The organism is Arthrobacter sp. H35-D1 (genome assembly GCF_030063185.1).
In the GTDB taxonomy this organism is placed as follows: domain Bacteria; phylum Actinomycetota; class Actinomycetes; order Actinomycetales; family Micrococcaceae; genus Specibacter.
This window is the reverse complement of record NZ_JASISP010000006.1, coordinates 122,802-142,849: the sequence shown is the minus strand read 5'-3', so window position 1 is coordinate 142,849 and position 20,048 is coordinate 122,802. Positions and strand designations below refer to the sequence as shown.

The window sequence follows — 20,048 nt, the reverse complement described above, 5'->3', positions numbered from 1 at the left end:
TTGAGAAGAACGACGACGGCCGGGCTGGCTTGCGCCGCGGCCTTGGGCTTGTTTGCAGCAGTCCTGCCGACAACCTTTACAGCCACCCCCGCGCAGGCGGCACCCATTGTGGTCCCGCCCCAGGCGCCGATTGACTATCCCGTCAATCTGGCGTTGACCGGGACGGCCACGGCCTCAAGCGTGGAATCCGCTTATCCGGACGGCACTGCCGATCAGGCGATCGACGGCAAAACCAACACCCGCTGGTCCTCCAACTACGTCGACGACTCCTGGCTGCAGATTGAATTGGCCGAGGCTGGTCCGATCGACCATGTGAAGATCACCTGGCCCAACGCCGCTGCGAAGAAGTTCACGCTGCAGACCTCCGTCGACGGCCAGGAGTGGACCGACGCCAAGACTGTCACCTCCACCACCGGCCCCGGCAGGGTCGACGAAGTTCAGCTGGATGTGGCCAACGCCAAGTTCATCCGCATGACGGGCGCCACGCGCTGGTCCACGTACGGGTACTCGATTTCCGAATTTGAAATCTACGCAAAGCCCCAGCCGATCCTTCCCGACAGTCTGGCGTTGGTTCCCCAGCCCGCCGAATCCGCGGCCACGGCCGACGGCACGTTCCGCCTGCTGCCCTCGAGCAAGATCGTGGCCAGCGGCGACGCTGTGGACGCAGCCACCTACTTTGCGCAGAAGGCCCGCAAGAGCACCGGCTTCGCCCTGCCGGTGGTCGAAGGAACCGCCACCGCCAACGACGTTGAGTTCACCGTGGGAGCAGAACAATCCGAGGACAAGCCGGAAAGCTACACGCTGCAGGCCGACGCCAACGGGGTGAAAGTTGCCGCCAACACGGCAGCCGGTGCTTTGAACGGTGTCCAGACGCTGCGCCAGCTGTTCCCGCAGTGGATCGAATCAGAGACCATCGTCAACACCCCCTGGACGGTGGACGGGGTGGTCATCAGCGACTACCCCCGCTACGAGCACCGCGGCGTGGGCATCGACGTGGCTCGCTCTTTCTACACAGTTGATGAAATGAAGGAGCACATCGACAACGCCGCACAGTTCAAGATGAACCGCCTGCACATCCACTTGACCGACGACCAGGGCTGGCGCATCGCGATGGACCAGCCGGCCGCCGCGGACAACCCGTCCGGGATCACGTACACGGACTTGACGGACATTTCCGGCAAGACGGCCATGACCACGAACCCCAGCCAGAGCGAACCGGGACACACCGGGTTCTACAGCAAGGCAGACTACCAGGACATCGTGAAGTATGCCGGGGACAACGGCATGATGGTGATCCCCGAAATTGACATGCCAGGCCACACCACCGCAGCCCTGCACGCCATCCCGGAACTGAACTCGGCCAAGTCCGCTCCCAAACCCATGGACGGCAAGCTGACCCCTGATGCGCAGGGCACAGGCGATGTGGGAGTCAGTTCCTTTGACGCCGACAACCCCGCCACTTATGAATTCACCAAGGAAGTCCTGACCCAACTGGCAGCCATGACGCCAGGGCCGTTCATCCACATTGGCGGCGACGAGTCACATGTGACATCGGGGCCTGACTACCAGAAGATGATCGGCAAATTCACCAAGCAGGTCGTCGACGTGGACAAGCGGGTCATTGGCTGGAACGAGTATGGCTCGGCTGACCTACCGCCCAACTCGGTGGTTCAACTGTGGGTCGGCGGCGGCGAGGGTGAATCTGACAAGATCATCAAGAATGACGCCAAGGTCATCCTCTCCCCCGCGCCCAAGACATACATTCCGCAGAAGCAGGACTCCTCCGAGCAGTTCGGTGGAACCTGGGCTTGCGGCGGTCCGTGCACCTTGCAGTCCCACTATGACTGGGATCCGGCAAAGTACCTGCCCGGCATCGGCGATGACCGCATTCTCGGTGTGGAAACCGTGCAGTGGGGCGAATGGATCCGCGGCATGGACCAGACCGAAAGCTACCAGTACCCCCGCACCCTGGCCACCGCCGAAGTGGGTTGGTCGCCACAGGCAAACCGCAACTACGCGGACTTCAGCAAGCGTGCCGGAGCCTTGGGCGGTCGCATGGCCTTGCAGGATCTCACCCACTTCAAGACCAAGGGTGTTGACTGGAGCACCGCACCTGCTGCCCCGGCGACCATGCCGGAGGTGGTGGATGCCGCGACGCTGCCGGAGATCTCACCCGTTGACCTGGGGATCCCCTCCACCGAGTTCAACGGCGGTGAGTACATCACCATGAAAAACCTGCCGCCCAACGCCTGGCTGCTGGCCGCAGTCCACGGCACGGATGGCGCCCCCGGCACCACTGAATGGGTGCGCAGCAATGCTGCAGGCGAGGCACCCTTGACAGTTCCCGCGGACTGGGCTCCGGGCGAGTACACGGCCACTGTCCAGGATGCCGAAGGGCTGCTCGTCGGCTTCGCCGGTTTGAAAATTGCCGAAGTAGTTGTTGATGTCACTCCTCCGGCCACGACTCCCCCGGCCACCACAGAGCCGGGCGACGAAACCACGCCGCCCGCCACCACACAGCCGGCCACGGAACCGGCCGCAACAGACCCGGTTACGGACGGCACCACAAGTGCCGCACCGACGCAAGGAACGGCGCCCACCACGGCACCTTCCAGCGGGACCAATCCCGATGACTTGGCCCAGACTGGCGCCACGTCACCATTGCTGATTGGTGGTGCGCTTCTGGCGCTGATCGGTGGCCTGCTTACGCTGGCCACCGTGCGACGACGCTCCAGCTCGCACTAGGCACGAGCGCTAAAAGAGCCGGGCACCCTGCCGAGGGTGCCCGGCTCTTTGCTGCCCGTGTTCCCGGTGCTCCTCGCAGACAGCCTGGCCAGCTTGAGGGCACCAACAAGCCCTTCCATGCCATTGAACGGCTCGTGGAGCCGGTCGGCAGCCCGGTTTCTGGGCGGGCGTTGCGGCGCGACCTAGCTCTTCCGCCTGTAGTGCATCACCACCGCCCCTGAACTCAGCTCCCGACGTTTCACGAACGTCAAGTCCAGCGGCTTGGACATCCCCGCGAACAGGGTGGGACCATGGCCGGCCACTCTCGGTTGCACCACGAATTCGTAGTCGTCGATGAGGTCCAGCTCGGCCAGGGCCAAGGGCAGCGTCACCCCTCCCACGAACAGCCCATTCCCTGGGGCTTCCTTCAGTTCTTGCACAGCCCCGGCGAGGTCTCCACGCACGAGTTCCGCGTTCCAATCGACCCGGTCCAAGGTGTTGGATACGACGTATTTTATTGCGGCATCGATCGTGTGGGCAAAGGCCTGTGTCCATTCTGGCATCGAGTCCGAGGCAGGCGACCGCCACGTTTCCTCCATCATTTGGTAGGTCACCCGGCCAAGCAGAAGGGCGTCTGCCCGGGCAAGGTTGTCTGCCCAGTAGCGGTGCCCTTCCTGGTCCGGGAGCATTGCACGGTGATCGACGCATCCGTCGAGCGTGACATTGATGGAGTACCTCAGGGGCCGCATGGGGCCACACTAACAACCCATCCCGCGGCACGTCCACGGCCGAGATCAAACCCAACGAGGGTGCAAAGTCATCCGTTCGAGACTTCACTGCGTGAGAGGGGCGCTCCCGCCGCGAAGGCCAGTTGTGCGTAGCGTTCCCCCATCAGCTGGTGCGTTGCAGCGTCCGGGTGCAGGGCGTCGGATAGCGGAAGCTCGACGGCGTCGGCCCCACCATAGAGTTCCTGTCCGTCGAGGTGGTGCAGGTTCCCGTCGCTTGCTGAGCGTTCGCGCACGATCCGCTCCAATTCCCCGCGAATCACCCGCAAGGTGAGTTTCCCGGCAGCGGTCTCCGCCGGGTCGCCGGTCGCCATGAATTGCATCCGGCCAGCCGCCAAGGCCTCCATATCGAAGGCTCCGGGGCCTGGCGTGTCCTCGTGGATTGCGCAGTGGATGGGCGAGATGACAAGCAGCGGGGTGGTGGGATGGCCATCGCGGATGGTGTCCAGGAACCCGTGCACTGCCGGCCCGAATGCCCGCAGTCGCATGAGGTCGAGGTTGACGAGATTGATGCCTATTTTGATGCTGATCACGTCTGCACGTGTGTCCCGCATGGTCCGGGCCGTGAAGGGATCCAGCAGCGCACTTCCGCCAAAGCCCAGATTGACAAGTTCAACGCCGCCCCGGCGTGCGGCCACCGCCGGCCACGTCGCCGTCGGCCGCGTGGCATTGGAACCGTGGCTGATGGAGCTGCCGTGGTGGAGCCAGACCGGGAGCCCGTTTGGCGGGGCAACTTCCAAGGGCGCGTTGGCACGCAGCGCAATGAGCTCCGTGGTCTCGTTGTGGGGCAGCCACAGTTCAACGTCCTTGGCGCCTTCGGGGAGGTTCGCAAAGCGGCTGGTGCAGGCCGCCCCAACGTCACGGCGCGCAACTCCCGTGGCCATGTCGATCGTGGTGGTGTTCCCGCCACTGGTCGTCGAGCAGCCCACCACCTCCTTGTTGACAACCAGCTCGATAATGCCGTCGGGGCGTGCCGGCGCCCCCGAGTAGGTGGCCCGTGAGCGCATGGTCTCCAGCTCGAGCTCGGTGGCGTCCGTTCTAAACGCGACTCTTACTCCCGAGGGCTGGGACTCCGCCATCAGCAACTGCGGGTCGTTGTTGGCCTGGGCGCGTGCCTTCGCCGGCAATCGATGCGGAAGAATCCCCTGTGCCGTTCGTTCGAGTTCAAGGGCGCCCTTGATGAATTCGTCCGGGATGGGTGTTGTGGTGGTCCAGTTCACGTGGGGTGTTCTCCTGGGTGTACGCGGTCTTGATCGGATTAGCCAGTTCACTATTCCACGAACCGGGCCCGCAACGCATCTCCGGCGGGCATCAGGCAGCGACCAGCTTCCTTCGCTTGGCAGCCGTCACTCGGGCAGAAATCAGCCCGTGACGCGGGCTGAACAAATAGACAACGAGGAAGGCCGCGCCTTGGGACAACACCACCATCCCGCCGGAGGCGGCATCCAGGTAGTAGCTGGCATACAGCCCCACCACGGCGCAAACGGCCGAGATCACGGGAGCCAGCACGAGCATGCGTCCAAACCGGTCGGTGAGCAGGTAGGCGGTGGCTCCGGGAATGATCAGCATGGCCACCACCAGCACCACGCCCACTGCCTGAAGCGCCACCACCGAGGTCAGTGCCAGCAGGCCAAGCAACAAGGCGCCGAGCATGCGCGGGTTCAGCCCGATGGCGTGCGCGTGGGTCGGGTCAAAGGCGTAGAGGGTGAAATCCTTGCGCTTGATGACAAGAATGGCGAAAGTGACGGCGCCAAGCAGCAGCACTTGGACAAGGTCGCCGTGGCTGAGTCCCAGCAAGTTCCCGAAGATGATGTGTGTGAGGTCCGTCTGGCTGGGTGTGACTGAAATCAGCACCAGTCCCAAGGCAAAGAGGGTGGTGAACACGATCCCGATGGCCGCATCCTCCTTGACCCGGCTCGTGTCCCTCACGGCACCGATCAAGGCAACGGCCAGAAAGCCGAACAGCACGGCACCAAGGGCAAAAGGGGCCCCCACGATGTAGGCCAGGGCCACTCCGGGCAGGACGGCGTGCGAGACGGCGTCGCCCATGAGCGACCATCCAATCAGCACCAGCCAGCAGGACAGGACGGCGCAGACCACGGAGGCTATGACGGTGACAGCAAGCGCGCGCTGCATGAAGGCGTAGTCCAGCGGTTCCAGCAGAAATTCAAAAATGCTCACAGTGCGGCCCCGCTTCTGCTCATGACGTCAAGACCAAAGGCCAGGGCAAGGTTTTCGGGCCGGAGCACGTCCTGGGGCGTTCCATGCAGGAGCACCCGGCGCATGAGCAACACCGCCTCGTCAGCCAATTCCGGCAGGGCTTGGAGGTCGTGGGTGGACACAAGAATGGTGGCACCTTCCCCCGCGAGCTCCTTCAGCAAGGCGCAAATGGTCGCCTCGGAACGCTTGTCCACTCCGGCAAACGGTTCATCGAGCAGCAGGGTGGTTGCCTCCTGCGCAATCCCGCGGGCCACGAACGTGCGCTTCTTTTGCCCGCCCGAGAGCTGGCCAATCTGGCGGTGCGCGTAGTCGTTGAGTTCCACCCGTTCCATGGCATCGGCTACTGCGAGTCGGTCGGCTTTTCGGGGACGCCGGCTGATGCCCATGTGCCCGTAGCGGCCCATCATGACAACGTCCTGGACCGAGAGCGGGAACTGCCAGTCCACATCCTCACTTTGCGGGACATAGCTGACGGCGCCGCTGCGGCGCGCCATGGCGGGTGTGTCGCCGGCAATGGTGACGGTTCCGGCGTCGGGCTTCACCAGACCCATGATGGACTTGAACAAGGTGGATTTTCCGGACCCGTTCATGCCCACAAGGCCACAGATTCGGCCCTTGTCGAGCCTCAGCGTGGCCTGGTCAAGAGCGAGCACGGCACCGTAGTGGACCGTCACTGCGTCGACGTCGATGGCAGCAGTCATGGAGGCGCTCACGGCTGTGCCCCCGTCAGTGCGTCGACGATGACCTTGGCGTCGTGCCGGATCAATTCCAGGTAGGTCGGCACGGGGCCGTCCGCCTCGGAGAGCGAGTCAACGTACAATGTGCCGCCAAAAACGGCGTCCGTCGCCTCGACTACACGTTCCATCGGTGCGGCGGAGACGGTCGACTCGCAAAAGACTGCGGGCACCTCGTTGCTGCGCACAAATTCGATGGCGCCTGCGATTTGCTGCGGTGTGGCCTGCTGCTCTGCGTTGACGGCCCAAATGTACTTCTCGGTCAGTTCCGCATCGCGAGCCAGGTAGGAGAAGGCCCCTTCACAGCTCACCAGCGCGCGCTGGTTCGGGGGAAGGACGGAAAGCTTGTCAACGAGGTCGTCCTGCATCCCCTGCAGGGTCAAGTTGTAGGCAGTCCCGTTCTCCTCATAAAACCGGGCATTGTCCGGGTCCAGTTCCGCGAATGCGCCGACCATGTTGTTGACATAGATCTGCACGTTCGCCGGCGACATCCAGGCGTGCGGGTTGGGGAGGTCCCTGTAGGCGTCCTCGGCGATGTCGATGGCTTCCACCCCATCGGTGACGACAACGTGGGGTGCCTTCACATCATGCACAAATTGCTCGAACCAGGCTTCGAGCCCCATGCCGTTGTCAAGGATCAGGTCAGCCTTTCCGGCTTTGCGGATATCCCCGGGCGTCGGTTCGTACCCATGAATTTCCGCACCGACCTTGGTGATCGACTCCACGCGCAGCTTGTCGCCCGCCACGTTTTGGGCGATATCGGCCAGCACTGTGAACGTCGTGAGCACCACCGGGCGGTCGTCGCCGGCTTCACTGATCGAAGTGTTGGAAGCGGGGCTGCACCCGGTGACGGCGAGTGCGAGCACGGCGATGCCCGCGGTCACTGTGCGGCGCAGGGGAAACGTGAACTTGGCAGAAGGAATCGACATGCCACAACATTAGTTTAGGCATCCCGAAATCTCAAATACCGGAACACCGAAACCGCATACTGGACTTCCACCTCCGAACACCGCGACTCAATGCCGAATGCACGACCATGCCCTGTCGCCGCCGTCGCGCGTGTGAACTACTGGCCGGGAGCTGCCCAGCCTGAGTGTTGCCCAGCCTGGTAGCTTCCTACCCGGGGCTGTCGGCTGCGGAAACAATGAAGCAGCCATGCGGCTCGAGGATCCAGTCGCGTCCGCTTTCCAATCCGGCAGGTTCTCCGCCGTCAACGGGGATGCGCACGGGACCAGCCCCCAGTTCGGCGAGCACTTCTTCTCCCACCCAAAGGGCGTCTCGACGGCAGCTGAGCACAATGGCATCCTCGCTGCGGTTCACCAACAGCCATCCTCGCCCGGCGCTCAGCGGCCTCGTCCAGAGGTCAAGACCTGATGCGTGCTGTTGCCGCACAGCTCCGACGCCCAGGGCATCCTGGTTGATGGCGATCAGCGCCGCATTGGTCAGCAGCCGCTGCGTGGCGGTGCTCATGGCGCGCGGATCGTGCCCGGCCATCAAGGGTGCTGCGAAGAAGCACCAGAGAGCGAAATGGGTGGCGGATTCCCGTGCGCTCAGTCCGGGGTTGCCCACTTGCAGCATGTCGGGGTCGTTCCATGCTCCGGGGCCGGAAAAGGCGGAGATGGCGGCCTGGTGGTCCGCGATGGAGAGCACGGAGGCCCAGTTCTTTTCGATGTCGGGGGTGGTCCGCCACATGTGGCCGAACTCCCCGGCCCAGGTCCACGGCTCGGTGCGGCCGTACTCGGAGATCGAATAGACAATCTCGCGCCCCGTGTTTTCCAAGGCAAGCGCCATGCGCTCAAAGGCTTCAGGGTAGCGCAGGCCCGTGCCGTCTTCATCGGCCTCGCACCAGTCGTACTTAAGAAAGTCCACACCCCAGGCGGCAAAAGTGTCGGCGTCCAGCTGCTCGCGCCCAAAGGAACCCAAGTCGTGGCCGGGGTAGCGGTCATAGATCATGGCACAGGTCTTGCGGCCCGGGGAAGCATAGAGCCCAAACTTGAAGCCGCGTTCCTTGAGCTGTTCACCGATCCACTGCATCCCGGAGGGGAAGCGAGCCGGATGGGAGCGCAATTTCCCGAGATCGTCGCGGGAGAGCGCCTGCCAGCAGTCGTCGATGACGAAGGTGTTGAAACCTGCCTTCAGCAGCCCGGAATCCACCATGGCGTCCGCGACCTCAAGAAGTTTCGTCTCGTCGATGTCATAGCAACGGAAACAGTTCCAACTGTTCCAACCCATGGGCGGCGTCAAGGCAAGTGCCGGCTTGCCCTCAAAGCGGACGGGATTGTTGCGGGGCGCTGATACCACCGTGGACTCCTTGGGAGACTGTTGTTGGGCGTTCGTCGATCATGCCGCCCTTCAGCCATGCCCTCGGCGCCTGTGTGGAAGGGAGTTGTGGAAACCGGATGCGGAAGGCGGCATCCGGACAATCTACCGGCGCTCGCCGCGTTGGCAAAAGCTTGAAAAGTTGATGTCGCATCGATCTTCCGGGCGTGCAACGGAGCCCGGATTCGTTTTCAGTTCTTCCGGGCGCTCCAGGCCCAGGCCACCAGCGGAATCTGCAGCGGCAAACGCACTGCGTGGATGCGCCGTTGCGCGGGCGTACCCTTCGGGCCGAAGGCATGGCGCAGAGCTGTCACATGCCCAAAAGTAAAACCAACGAACATCGCCGCGGTCGCCGTTGCCGCCAGCTTGCGCGTGCCTGGGATCAGCAATCCGGCTGCGGCGAGCGCCTCGGGGACAGTTGAGGCCAGCACCCACTGGTGCCGCGTCATGAGCCCCAATGCCCCTGCCTTGTCTGTGCACAAGATGGCAGGCACAACGGGATAGTAGAACTTCGGGTTGGCCACGTGGTTGACGGCGCTGGCGCCCAAGAGGACGGCCAAGGACCATGCTTTGACGTTGTTGGGATTCATGGCCCCATCCTTGCACGGTGAGCCGAGACCCGGCGCGAAATGCGAACTTGAGCATTCTTTCCGCAGGTAATGCGGGTCGTCACCCGGCTGTCGATTCCCTTCTGCAGGTGATGCGAGTGTTTTGTCCGGGCACCCACATCAGCTGCTGAACGGATGGCCACCCCCGGCCCGCACCCGCATCGGCTGCTGAATGGATGGCCGTGGGAGTGGGAGCTTCCGGCCCGGGGACTGAAACTGAATTTGAAGCCACGGCGCCACTTCCCCCGCTGCAGCTTGCACGACGCCGGAACTCGCCGCCCGCCATGCCCGCAGCTTCCTGGTGCGGGTCCCTTCGGCGCTCGCAGACACTGCCTACCCCGCGGACCACGCATCACTGGGGCTCCTGCTGGGCGGCGGTCCGGAGTCCCTGGAGCGCCGCGGCGACCTGGTGGTACGCGGCCACCGCACCGGGTGGGCCGCCCGCAAACCACAAAACTAGTGTTGAAACAGTGCCGCCATTAGGCTCGTTCCATGACGAGCATCGTATGGGCCCCCGGGGATCTGATAGTTGCCACCAACGACGGCGTGGACGTGCGGTTTGCCGGGGTTGAGATCACTCCGGATGTTCCGGCGTTCCTGGGCCGTGTTCCCGGCGAGCGCGGCATCAGGGTGCAGCTGGCCGGAGTCACCAGCGCCGAAACCATGGAATTGGACAGCGCTTATCTGAGCGAGATGGAAGCGTGGGGCCGTGGTCTCAAACTCCATGGCAAAGACAGTGCAGGACGGCCGCCCGTCATGCCCGGAGAGACGGTGCTCAGCGCCGTGAAGGCCGTCATCACCGACAACCATGACACCGACTATCACTGCGTGGCCGGCCAAGTGGCAGGGACAGGCAGCGAGTGGGACGGCTCATGGGTGTTTGTGCCGGAACCTCCCGAGCAGGTCAATCACATCACCATTGAGTTCACGCTCAAGGGCGAACCCACAGGCAAAAGCTGCCGCGTGCAGCTGGACTGACAGGTTGCCGGTTTCCGGCCTATGCCGGTTTTCCGGTGGCTGCGGCAGTGCGGAAGCCGCAGCCACCTCCGCCGGTAGGCTGGGCCCATGACACCAACTCCCACCGGCCCGGGCGCTCCTACACCTGACGGCCCCACACCTGACGGCCCCACACCTGACGATCCCACACCGGGCGATCCCACACCGGACGACGACGGCCGTGACGCCGCCGGCTTGCGCCCCGACGCCTTGCTCGCCGGACCCCGCGGCAGACGCCTGTGCCTGGAGCTCGCAGACATGGCCGCCACGGCAGCTTCCAACAATCCCCACCGGAGTGAGTTTGGCATGGCCAGGTTCCATGCCGCCTACGCCCTGGACCCGGACCGCGGGCAGTCCGTTGTCTTGTTTGGCCCCGGCGCGGACGCCGAGCCGCCCACGCCGTCGCCCGGCGAGGTCGCCGCCCTGCTGGAGGCAGTGCCACTGCCCACACTGGCCGAGACGGCCCTGCTGACAGCTCTGACCGCCACTGTGAACGCGGCACGCTACTGGCAGAAGCCGGACGGTGATGATGTTCTAGCCGCGTCCGCAGAAATGCGCGGCGCCCTGCACCGCTTCGCGCGGCTGCTGGCGGACTCACCCCACACCCAGTGGTGGACTGCGCCGCTGGATCCCGCCGGTCAGTGGGCCGTCAGCTTTGTTGACGACCCGCCCCGTCCCCCCGTCCAGTCCAGAGGTGCTGCGGAGACACTCAAACAGTGGCGGCTGGACGTGCTGGAAGAGGAACGTCGCGCAGCCACGGACCGCCCGAGCGACCCAGCTGCGAACTTCAGCGGGACGTGGTGGTCGCGGCCGCCGTCGGGCCTGGTCAGCAGCACCCGCACCATGGCCGACCGCGGTCCGGTGGGCCTCTGGCTGGTGGAGGACCGCTTCAGTGAGGAGGAAGCCACCACGGAACAGCTGTCCGTCCCGGCCGGCGCGCGGATCTTTGAGATCGACTCCCCCGGCGCATGGGCGCAGCTGTGCCGCGAGCACCCCCTGGAAGTCACCGCCTCCAAGCAACACGACTGGTACCGCACCACCGGGCGGACCGGGCCGTGGGTCATGCCCGACTGGTCCTGCTTCCGGGACAAGTACGACGCCGTCCACCTCACCATGGGCGGCTACCTGGCAACGGCGGGCGTGGCCATACCCGTCGATGACGGCTGTGCTTCCGTGTTGGCGGGCTGGGACCCCGATGCAACGTTCTGGCTCAGCGATGCTTCTCCCGACACCTCCACCCACCAGGGGTGGCTGCTGGATCAGGAGGGACCCGCCTGGATGCTGCAGGGATCACGGCCAAGGAGCCTGACCACCCCGGCTCGGAGCGACTGGTCGCTCACCCACAACGGCTACCGGGTCTCACACGAGGCTGCCCTGTTGGGAACGGGCGATGCGCTGTGGCAGCGTGTTTGCGCTGATGTGCTGTGTTGGAAGGTGAAAACTCGCAGCGGCTTCACCGTGAATGCGCCGGGACCCGTGTCAGCGGGCGACCGTGTGAATGTCACGGCAGCGCTGTTCGGGGTCAAGGTCGTTGAACCGGTGGAAGTGGTGGCCGTGGTGGACACGCCGGACCGGGTCGGCTTCTCCTACCGCACGCTGCCGGGGCATCCCGTCAGCGGAGAGGAGGCGTTTATTGTCCACCGCGTTGGCGATGAGGTGCATGTGAGCATCCGTTCGCTCACCCGGGCGGCCCCGCAGCAGCCGTGGCACGCCCTGTTCCCGCTGCTCATGCTGGTTCAGCGCCTTGTCCGCCGGCGCTATCTGCGGGCACTGCGCTAATGCTCAGAGCGCACGTTTTTCCGACGATGGGGGACCCCGTCGGCAGGGCGCATCTTGTGGGGGCGGGTCACGGGTTGCCCGCGCCCGTGTGCACCGTGGCCGTGTGCCGCGGCTGACGGGGCAAGAACGTAACGCCCCGGCCGCTGTAGTCGTGGCCACGGAAGCTGCAGCGCCGGAAGCCCTGGCCGCAGGAGACCCTGTGCCCGCTGCCCCGACTGTGCCCGCTGCCCCGACTGTTGCCGCAGCCGCGCCGTCGCCGTACGCGTACTTCCCGCCACGCAGTGCCGAGGCAACGGCGGCGACCAGGCACGCCACGATGGCAAAGCCAAACGCGACGGTGAGCCCGTCCGCAAACGGGCCGGAAATCAGGGCCGGGAAGAACGCGCGGCCGGTGAGGTATCCGGCGTCGGACGCGGGCAGCTGCGCCAGGGCAGCCTGGCCAAGCAACGTCTGCACAGGGTTGTAGCCCAGCAGTGACGCAAACAGGACAGACACCGGCGGCAGGCCGGCAACCCGTCCGGCGTCGACCGCGGCAACACCATGGGCGGTCAGCCCGGCGGTCAAGGTGGCGGGAAGGGAGCGGGCCAGGCCGGTGATCATGAGGGAGAAGAAGATCCCGATCGAGAGGACCATGGCCGAATTTTGGAAGGTGGTGCTCATGCCGGCGCCCACGCCGCGGCGGTTGGGCGGCAGGGCATTCATGATCCCGGCACGGTTGGGTGCGGCGAACAAACCCATCCCGATGCCGTTGAGCAGCAGTGCCAGGGCAAAGGTCCAGAACTGGAAGTTCACCGGCAGCAGCAGCAGCCACACGAAGCTCAGCGCCGCCACCACCATGCCACCGGTGGCCAGCAGCCGGGCGCCGTGCCTGTCTGAGATGGCTCCGGAGACAGGGCCCGCCACCAGGAATCCAATGGTCAGCGGCAGCATGTAGATCCCGGCCCACAGCGGCGTTTGCGCGAAACTGTACCCGTGCTGCGGGAGCCAAATACCCTGCAGCCAGATGATCAGGATGAACATCAACCCGCCCCTGCCAATGGCCGAAAGCAGGCTGGCCAGGTTGCCGGCGGTGAAGGCGCGGATGCGAAAGAGCGAAAGTTCGAACATGGGGTCGGCCGCGTGCTTCTCCACCACTGTGAAAATTCCCAGTACGACGGCGCCACCCACCATCGCGCCCAGCACCCACGGGTTGGTCCAGCCCATGGTGTGGTGGCCGTAGGGTTGGATGCCGTAGGTGATGCCCACCAGCACGGCGATCAAGCCGACGGCAAACGTGACATTGCCCCACCAGTCGAGCCGGCCCGGCTGGCGGATGCCGTTGTCGTGGAGTTTCAAATAGGCCCAAACGGTGCCGAACACCCCCACCGGGACCGAGACGAGGAACACCAGCCGCCAGTCGATGGGCCCCAGCAGACCGCCGATGATCAGGCCCAGGAACGCCCCGGCGATGCCCGCCACCTGGTTCAGGCCCAACGCCAGTCCGCGCTGTTCCACCGAGAACGCGTCGGTGATGATGGCGTTGGAATTGGCCATCAGCATGGCCCCGCCCGCACCTTGGAGAATACGCATGATGATGAGCCAGTAGACGGCAGGGACACCCTGCATCCACGTCACGGCCAGCAGGATGGAAAACAGCGTGAAGATGGCGAACCCGGCGTTGTACATCTTGACGCGGCCGTACATGTCGCCCAAACGGCCAAAGCTGACCACCAACACGGCCGTGACCACCATGTAGCCCATGATCAGCCACAGCAGCAGGCTCGTGTTGCCCGGGGCCAACGGGTTGATGCCCACGCCACGGAAAATGTCCGGCAGGGCAATCAGCAGGATCGAGGCGTAGATGGAGGCCATGAGCACGCCAAGCGTGGTGTTGAAGAGGGCCACCCACTTGTAGCGCGGGCCTGCCAGCTCCCTTGCCTGCCGGAGCTGCCTGCTTTCGCTGGTGGACTTCCTTGCCTGAAGCACTGCGCTCAGCCCCTCGTTGGATTCCGGGGCAGGGGCTGTTGATTGCCTCTGTCAACTAACCATTTTAGTCTCGTTGCACCGTTTGCGGCCGAAACGTTGCTGCCAATACTTCGCAGGCGATGTCGCCGTTGGTTTGCAGCCGCGGAACTGCAGGACACCGGCTACGCTCGAGGGATGACTCTTACACCCGCCCCCGATGCGCGGGCGGCCCGCTGGATCACGGCAGTCGAAGTGCCCTGGCAGCAATTGGTGGGCTTCGGGCCGTCGGGTTTTCAAGCTTATGCGCGGCTGCGCTTCATCCCTGATCCCGTGCACGCGGGTCAAAGCGAGAGTGATGCTCCAGCCGTTCCGGCTGCCCTGCCGGAAACCGAACAACTCCAAGCCGCGGTGTCCGCGCTGCTGCGTTGCACCACCACTGCGGATGAGTTGTTCTTCTGCTTCTGGGACGGATGGGGCTTCGAGCTGACCGGTGCCGGGGTGGACGTGCCGAACCGTTCGTACTTCCTGTTCGAAGGCTCCGTTGCCCCGTCCGGGGCATGGGACCTCGCTCCTGCCAACCGGGCACCCGGCCAGCAATGGAACCCGGATCCGTCCTTCATCTGGCCGGCAGACCACACTTGGTGCATTGCCAACGACGTCGATCCCCACTGGGCGGGCATTGGGGCAAGCCCCGAGGCCATCCAGCGACTCCTCGCCGACGAGCGCCTCGACGTAATCCCCACCGATCCAGCCGCAGCGCAACCGCACTACCGTTGAAGCCCCCACACCGCTGAAACCACACACCACCGAAACCACACTGCCGAAAGGGATCCTGTCATGATGTTTGGCCAAACACCGGTGCGGCACGTCGGCGCCAACACTTTCAACACGCCGGATCCCTGCGCCTGGCCTGCCACGCTGGCTCCCGTGCGGCAAATACTTCACGAAGGTCTGGACTTGGGCCGGGCAACGGTCTTCGTCGGCGAGAACGGTTCGGGCAAATCCACGCTCGTGGAGGCTATTGCCATGGCCTGCGGCGTCAACCCCGAGGGCGGCTCCACCGGCGCCATGCACCACAGCCGGCCCACGGAATCCGATCTGCCCTCATACCTGCAGGTCATCCGCAATGCAGGCACCAGCAAGTACGGCTATTTTCTGCGCGCCGAAACCATGCACGGATTCTTCAGCTACCTGGAAGACAACCCGAATACTCATAAACCCGACATCGACTTCCACCGCCTCTCGCACGGGGAATCGTTCCTGGCGCTCATCACCGACAGGTTCCGCGGCGGCGGCCTATGGCTTTTGGACGAGCCTGAGTCGGCACTCTCCTTTTCCGGCTGCCTGTCCCTCCTGAGTGTCCTGACGCAATTGCTGGACGACGGCGACTCCCAAGTCATTCTCTCCACCCACTCGCCGATGTTGGCGTCGCTGCCCGGGGCGGACATTTACGAGGTGGGCCCCTGGGGCCTGCGCAGCAGCAACTGGGAGGACCTGGAACTGGTACAGAGCTGGCGTTCCTTCATGGACGCGCCCCAACGGTTCCTCAAGTACATCTAGGGAGCCCTTGCGGGTCAGCCGTCGCAAGCGGCCTGCAAGGCGGCAATGTCAAGCTTTTGCATCCCCAGCATGGCCTGCATGGCCCGGGCGGCGCCGTCGGAACTCGAGGCACTCCACTGCGCATCCAGCTCCGCCTGCGAGTCAAAGAAGAGTTCAAGGGAAATGGCCTCGGTAAAAGCAAACTGCGGGCCGCCGTTGAGAGCGCGCAACCTCCACAATGCGCGAGTTGGGAAACAAGCCGACGTAGAAATTCGCGGCCTCTTCAGCCTTGCCGTCAAACCACAAGCACGTGCCTATGCCGGTCATGTCAATCACACGTTTGCGTTGCGGGCCCGTCCCCTTCGTGGGGGACCATCCCACAACCCCGGATCGTTGCGGAGCCATCACCTGTCGCGGAGCAATCCCCCTGGGTGCAGCAGGACTCCTGCCGAGAGGCTCCATTGCCTTGCTACCGACGTCGACGGCGCTGCTTGGCCTTCACGGCGTCGTGGCCGACCAGGAACAAGACAAACCAGACAACGAAGGCAAGCGCGCCTGCCAGAATCGCAACACCTGGTGGGAGCAGCCCTGCAACATTGCCGCCGTCGTGCAGCGAGACCGTTCCGACCAGGAACAAAAGTGCGCCGCCCAGGCCAAAAAGCCACGCGCCCACACGAAGGAGCAGGTGCAGGAGCGTTGGACGTTCAGGGGTCATGCTTCCTCCTTGGCGGCGTGATGCGGGATTGGTGTATTCGGCAAGCCCCGGACAAAGGGCATGCTCGCGGGCTGCAGGGCTGCAGGCCATGGCAAGTTTACGGCTAAACTCGCAGTCGTGACGCAAACAAGTTCAAATTCCAGTGCCGTATCCCGTCCCAGTTCCAAAACACTTCTGTACGCGGTGGCAGCCGACATCGTGCTCGTGCTGCTCTTCGCCATCTCCGGCCGCAGCTCGCACACTGAAACCCTCACGGTCGGCGGCATCCTGCAGACAGCCTGGCCGTTCCTGGTTTCACTGGCCGTCGGTTGGCTGGTGTGCCGGGCTTGGGCGCACCCCCTGCGCGTTTGGCCCCAAGGCGTATGCCTGTGGCTGATCACAGTCGCCGGAGGCATGGCCCTGCGCATCCTCTCCGGAAACACCGCGGAGCTGCCCTTTGTCATCGTGGCCACCGTGGTGCTGGGCGTTTTCCTTCTCGGCCACCGGTTCCTGGCGACACTTGTCAGTCGGCGCACACGCAAAGGCTGATTTGTGCAGCGATTGGGTTACGATCGGAGTGAAAGATTTTGCGGTGATTTGTGCGAAGTCATGAGTTGTTTTTGCCCACCCGCCACGCCCAACGACAAGGACCCCACCTGTGATCACCGCTTTCGTCCTGATCAAGACCGATGCCTCGCGGATCCCCGAAGCCGCCCAAGAAATCTCCGAGCTGGCCGGAATCAGCGAGGTTTACTCGGTGACAGGCGAATGGGACCTGATCGCGATTGCCCGTGTGCAGAAGCATGAGTACCTGGCGGAGGTCATTGCCGACAAGCTCTCCAAGGTGAAGTCGGTGGTCTCCACGACCACGCAAATCTCCTTCCGCGCCTACTCCCAGCACGACCTGGATGCGGCGTTCTCCCTCGGTTTCGACCACTGAGCGCGCGTATGTATCTGGAAATTGCTGTCCAAGATGTCCCCGGCGCCAAGCTGGCAGCCGTCCATGGAGCGGCACGGATTGAACTGTGCTCCGCCCTGCAACTGGGTGGACTAACCCCCTCCCAGGGCCTGCTGGCGGCCGTGTTGCTGGCCGATCCGGACCTGCCCGTGCACGCCCTGGTCCGGCCGCGGCCCGGCGACTACGTGTTCGACCAAGCTGCCGTGGCGCTCATGGTTCAGGAGATCAAGCACTTGGGCGACGGCGGCGCCACTGGCGTTGTCATCGGCGCCTTGACCCCCGACGGCGGGATTGACTACGCCGCGGTGGACGCCATGGTGGCTGCGGCCCAGGGCATGCACGTGACCTTTCACCGGGCCATTGACCACCTCTCTTTGCCCGATGCTGTTGCCGCGGTCCCGCGGCTGGCCGAGCTGGGTGTTCAGCGCATCCTCAGTTCAGGCGGTGCCGCCCGAGCCGGAGAAGGCGTCGATCAATTGGTGGCCATGCACGAGGCTGCCGCGGGCATGCTTTCCGTCATGGCCGGCGGGGGTGTGCAGATCGCCGACTTTGCCACTTTCCGCGCGGCCGGACTCAATGACGTGCACCTCTCGGCCAAGCGAACCATCAACCACCCCACTCCATCGCCGCGCACGGCCTCGGCGCGGGCGGAGGACAACAGCTACTTCGCCACCGATGCCGACATCGTCAGGCAGGCAGCCGAGGCGGCGCTGGTCCTGGCCTGATCCAGCCGCGACCTGATCCAGCGGCGCCCGGATTAATCAGCTCCTTCAACTGAGCTATGGCGCGGCGTTTGCGGCGGAGAGCGCCACCCAGCTTTTGAGCACATTGGCCGCCGCGCCGCCGTCGATCGCGGCCTCCGCGCGGGCCAGGGCAAACCTCATCCGCTCGAGCAGGGTTCCCGAACTGTTCCTGTCGTAGGCAACCAGGCCCGCTGCCGCATTGAGCACGACGGCGTCGCGCACGGGACCGCGTTCACCGTCCAGGGTGCGCCGCACCACCTCTGCGTTGAACGCGGCATTCTTGCCGCGCAAGTCCTCGATCGTTGCCCGGGCAATGCCCAGGTCCATCGGGTCAAAGTCGCTTTGGAAAACTTCGTTGTTGCGTACTTCCCAAATGGTGGAGGGCCCCGTGGTGGTCAGTTCGTCAAGGCCGTCGCTGCCGCGAAACACCAAGGCGCGAATATTGCGCGCAGCCAACACGCCCGCCACAAGTGGGGCCATGCGGGCGTCCGCCACACCGATTGCGGAGGCCACCACGCGCGCCGGGTTGGTCAGCGGCCCCAGGAAATTGAACGCCGTGGGCACCCCAAGCTGGCTTCGGGCCGTGGCCGCGTGGCGCATGGACGGGTGAAAGTAGTTGGCAAAGCAAAAGGTGATCCCCACCTCGCCGGCCGCCCGGGCCACCACGTCAAGGGACAGATCGAGCCGGACCCCCAGGCTCTCGAGCACATCGGCCGAACCCGCTGCCGAGGATGAAGCCCGGTTCCCGTGCTTGACCACCGTGGCTCCGGCACCGGCACACACGAGTGCGGCCATGGTGGAGATATTGACGGTGTTGAGCCTGTCTCCCCCGGTACCGACAATGTCCAGGGCATCCCCTTCCACGTGCAGCGGACGGGCGTTGGAAAGCATGGCCTCCACAAGGCCTGTCACTTCAGCCACGGTCTCCCCCTTGGCGCGCAAGGCAACCAGGAATCCTGCGATCTGCACGTCGGTGGCGTTGCCGGCCATGATGGTGTTCATGGCCCACTGCGTGGAGGCCTGGCTCAGATCCTCCCCGGCAATCAAGGCAGCGATCAAATTCGGCCAGGTGGGGGCGTTGCCGGGGGCGTTTTGGAGAGGATTCACTCTCCAAATATTAGACGAAACACAGCGTGCGGCACCCATTGTGACCATTGACACAGCAGGTGTGTTGTGCATATGCAAATGAGATTAAGCTGTGAATACACCGGAATTTCGCAGGTTTGTAGAAAAAGATCCGGAAATCGGAGTTTCGCATTGGGAATGCTGGCGATTTATAGACATAATGTCTATGTGACAACCGCAACCCATGCCCCCAGTACCCCGGCACATCCGACGCTGAATCGACCGAACCTGGTTTCTGTAGGAACCGTGGTTTGGTTGTCCAGTGAGCTGATGTTCTTTGCCGGCCTTTTTGCCATGTACTTCACGCTCCGCTCCACCGCTGGTGGACTGTGGGCTGAAGAAACGGCCAAGCTGAATGTCCCGTTCGCCCTGGTGAACACGCTCATTCTGGTGTCCAGCTCCTTCAGCTGCCAGTTGGGTGTCTTCGCTGCGGAGAACCTTCGGCCCCGCCGCACAGGCCGCCTCTTCCAATTCTCCCAGTGGGGAATGACGGAGTGGTTCCTGTTGACCTTCGTTCTCGGCGCCATCTTCGTTGCCGGTCAGTCGACCGAATACGCCATGCTGACATCCGAGCACGTGATGCTGAACTCCAACCCCTATGGCTCTGCCTTCTACATGACAACAGGGTTCCACGGCCTGCACGTCATTGGCGGACTCATAGCCTTCCTCCTCATTATTGGCCGCGCCTACGCAGCCAAGAAGTTTGGACACTTCGAAGCCACCAGCGCAATCGTGACTTCTTACTACTGGCACTTCGTGGACGTCGTATGGATTGCCCTCTTCTTGATCATTTACATCCTGAAGTAGGCTGACAAGCAAATTTCATCCCTGCAAGGTAAGAATTAGCAGTTGCGGCCCCCGCCAGGGGCTGCTGCAAATA

20 protein-coding genes and 1 pseudogene are annotated in these 20,048 nt (G+C 64.0%); 10 read left to right on the top strand and 11 right to left on the bottom strand.

Annotated elements, in window-relative coordinates; all coding sequences use genetic code 11:
• Positions 1-2,745, top strand: coding sequence for a family 20 glycosylhydrolase (locus QMG25_RS09415; protein WP_283459585.1), 2,745 nt, complete (start codon positions 1-3; stop codon positions 2,743-2,745).
• A 182-nt stretch (positions 2,746-2,927) separates the two neighbouring features.
• On the opposite strand, the gene QMG25_RS09410 is transcribed toward QMG25_RS09415, so the two are convergent.
• The 7 genes from QMG25_RS09410 to QMG25_RS09380 form a co-directional block, all read right to left on the bottom strand.
• Positions 2,928-3,473: a dihydrofolate reductase family protein gene (locus QMG25_RS09410; protein ID WP_283459582.1), complete on the bottom strand. Its 546-nt coding sequence runs from the start codon at positions 3,471-3,473 to the stop codon at positions 2,928-2,930.
• A gap of 68 nt (positions 3,474-3,541) precedes the next feature.
• A complete protein-coding gene (locus tag QMG25_RS09405; protein ID WP_283459580.1) occupies positions 3,542-4,729 on the bottom strand; it encodes an SGNH/GDSL hydrolase family protein in 1,188 nt (395 codons plus the stop codon).
• 91 nt (positions 4,730-4,820) lie between these two features.
• Complete coding sequence (locus tag QMG25_RS09400) at positions 4,821-5,645, bottom strand: metal ABC transporter permease (RefSeq protein WP_502866376.1); 825 nt, start codon at positions 5,643-5,645, stop codon at positions 4,821-4,823.
• Between the two features lie 41 nt (positions 5,646-5,686).
• Complete coding sequence (locus tag QMG25_RS09395; protein WP_283459688.1) at positions 5,687-6,430, bottom strand: metal ABC transporter ATP-binding protein; 744 nt, start codon at positions 6,428-6,430, stop codon at positions 5,687-5,689.
• An 8-nt stretch (positions 6,431-6,438) separates the two neighbouring features.
• Positions 6,439-7,392, bottom strand: coding sequence for a metal ABC transporter substrate-binding protein (locus tag QMG25_RS09390; RefSeq protein ID WP_283459577.1), 954 nt, complete (start codon positions 7,390-7,392; stop codon positions 6,439-6,441).
• Between the two features lie 187 nt (positions 7,393-7,579).
• A complete protein-coding gene (locus QMG25_RS09385) occupies positions 7,580-8,764 on the bottom strand; it encodes a glycoside hydrolase family 27 protein (RefSeq protein ID WP_283459575.1) in 1,185 nt (394 codons plus the stop codon).
• Positions 8,765-8,973: 209 nt separating this feature from the next.
• A complete protein-coding gene (locus QMG25_RS09380; protein ID WP_283459574.1) occupies positions 8,974-9,372 on the bottom strand; it encodes a DoxX family protein in 399 nt (132 codons plus the stop codon).
• 319 nt (positions 9,373-9,691) lie between these two features.
• Between QMG25_RS09380 and QMG25_RS09375 the strand changes: the two genes are divergently transcribed.
• The 3 genes from QMG25_RS09375 to QMG25_RS09365 all read left to right on the top strand — a co-directional run bounded on the left by QMG25_RS09375 (position 9,692) and on the right by QMG25_RS09365 (position 12,165).
• Positions 9,692-9,850 (top strand): hypothetical protein, encoded by a 159-nt coding sequence (locus QMG25_RS09375; protein ID WP_283459572.1) that lies wholly within the window; start codon positions 9,692-9,694, stop codon positions 9,848-9,850.
• A 32-nt stretch (positions 9,851-9,882) separates the two neighbouring features.
• Complete coding sequence (locus tag QMG25_RS09370; protein ID WP_283459570.1) at positions 9,883-10,368, top strand: hypothetical protein; 486 nt, start codon at positions 9,883-9,885, stop codon at positions 10,366-10,368.
• 87 nt (positions 10,369-10,455) lie between these two features.
• The gene (locus tag QMG25_RS09365; protein WP_283459568.1) at positions 10,456-12,165 is read left to right on the top strand and encodes a DUF1990 family protein; all 1,710 of its coding nucleotides are present in this window, start codon (positions 10,456-10,458) and stop codon (positions 12,163-12,165) included.
• Positions 12,166-12,168: 3 nt separating this feature from the next.
• Here the strand turns inward: QMG25_RS09365 and QMG25_RS09360 are convergent, their stop codons facing one another.
• On the bottom strand, positions 12,169-14,130 hold the full coding sequence (locus QMG25_RS09360; RefSeq protein ID WP_283459566.1) for an MFS transporter: 1,962 nt from the start codon (positions 14,128-14,130) through the stop codon (positions 12,169-12,171).
• A 174-nt stretch (positions 14,131-14,304) separates the two neighbouring features.
• Between QMG25_RS09360 and QMG25_RS09355 the strand changes: the two genes are divergently transcribed.
• Positions 14,305-14,886, top strand: coding sequence for a hypothetical protein (locus QMG25_RS09355; RefSeq protein WP_283459563.1), 582 nt, complete (start codon positions 14,305-14,307; stop codon positions 14,884-14,886).
• 60 nt (positions 14,887-14,946) lie between these two features.
• On the top strand, positions 14,947-15,669 hold the full coding sequence (locus tag QMG25_RS09350; protein ID WP_283459561.1) for an AAA family ATPase: 723 nt from the start codon (positions 14,947-14,949) through the stop codon (positions 15,667-15,669).
• A 14-nt stretch (positions 15,670-15,683) separates the two neighbouring features.
• Here the strand turns inward: QMG25_RS09350 and QMG25_RS09345 are convergent.
• Together QMG25_RS09345 and QMG25_RS09340 are read right to left on the bottom strand one after the other, a co-directional pair.
• A pseudogene (locus tag QMG25_RS09345) lies at positions 15,684-15,975 on the bottom strand (VOC family protein).
• Between the two features lie 142 nt (positions 15,976-16,117).
• Positions 16,118-16,363, bottom strand: coding sequence for a hypothetical protein (locus QMG25_RS09340; protein ID WP_283459559.1), 246 nt, complete (start codon positions 16,361-16,363; stop codon positions 16,118-16,120).
• Between the two features lie 117 nt (positions 16,364-16,480).
• On the opposite strand from QMG25_RS09340, the gene QMG25_RS09335 reads away from it, so the two are divergent.
• From QMG25_RS09335 to QMG25_RS09325, 3 genes are all read left to right on the top strand, one after another.
• Positions 16,481-16,891 carry a DUF3054 domain-containing protein gene (locus QMG25_RS09335; RefSeq protein ID WP_283459557.1) on the top strand — a complete coding sequence of 137 codons (411 nt, stop codon included), beginning with the start codon at positions 16,481-16,483 and terminating at the stop codon, positions 16,889-16,891.
• 109 nt (positions 16,892-17,000) lie between these two features.
• On the top strand, positions 17,001-17,282 hold the full coding sequence (locus QMG25_RS09330) for an Lrp/AsnC family transcriptional regulator (RefSeq protein ID WP_283459554.1): 282 nt from the start codon (positions 17,001-17,003) through the stop codon (positions 17,280-17,282).
• A gap of 8 nt (positions 17,283-17,290) precedes the next feature.
• A complete protein-coding gene (locus QMG25_RS09325; protein WP_283459552.1) occupies positions 17,291-18,025 on the top strand; it encodes a copper homeostasis protein CutC in 735 nt (244 codons plus the stop codon).
• Positions 18,026-18,079: 54 nt separating this feature from the next.
• Here the strand turns inward: QMG25_RS09325 and trpD are convergent, their stop codons facing one another.
• Positions 18,080-19,150 carry an anthranilate phosphoribosyltransferase gene (gene trpD, locus QMG25_RS09320; RefSeq protein ID WP_283459550.1) on the bottom strand — a complete coding sequence of 357 codons (1,071 nt, stop codon included), beginning with the start codon at positions 19,148-19,150 and terminating at the stop codon, positions 18,080-18,082.
• Positions 19,151-19,336: 186 nt separating this feature from the next.
• Between trpD and ctaE the strand changes: the two genes are divergently transcribed.
• A complete protein-coding gene (gene ctaE, locus QMG25_RS09315; RefSeq protein WP_283459548.1) occupies positions 19,337-19,975 on the top strand; it encodes an aa3-type cytochrome oxidase subunit III in 639 nt (212 codons plus the stop codon).
• Positions 19,976-20,048 lie beyond the last annotated feature (73 nt).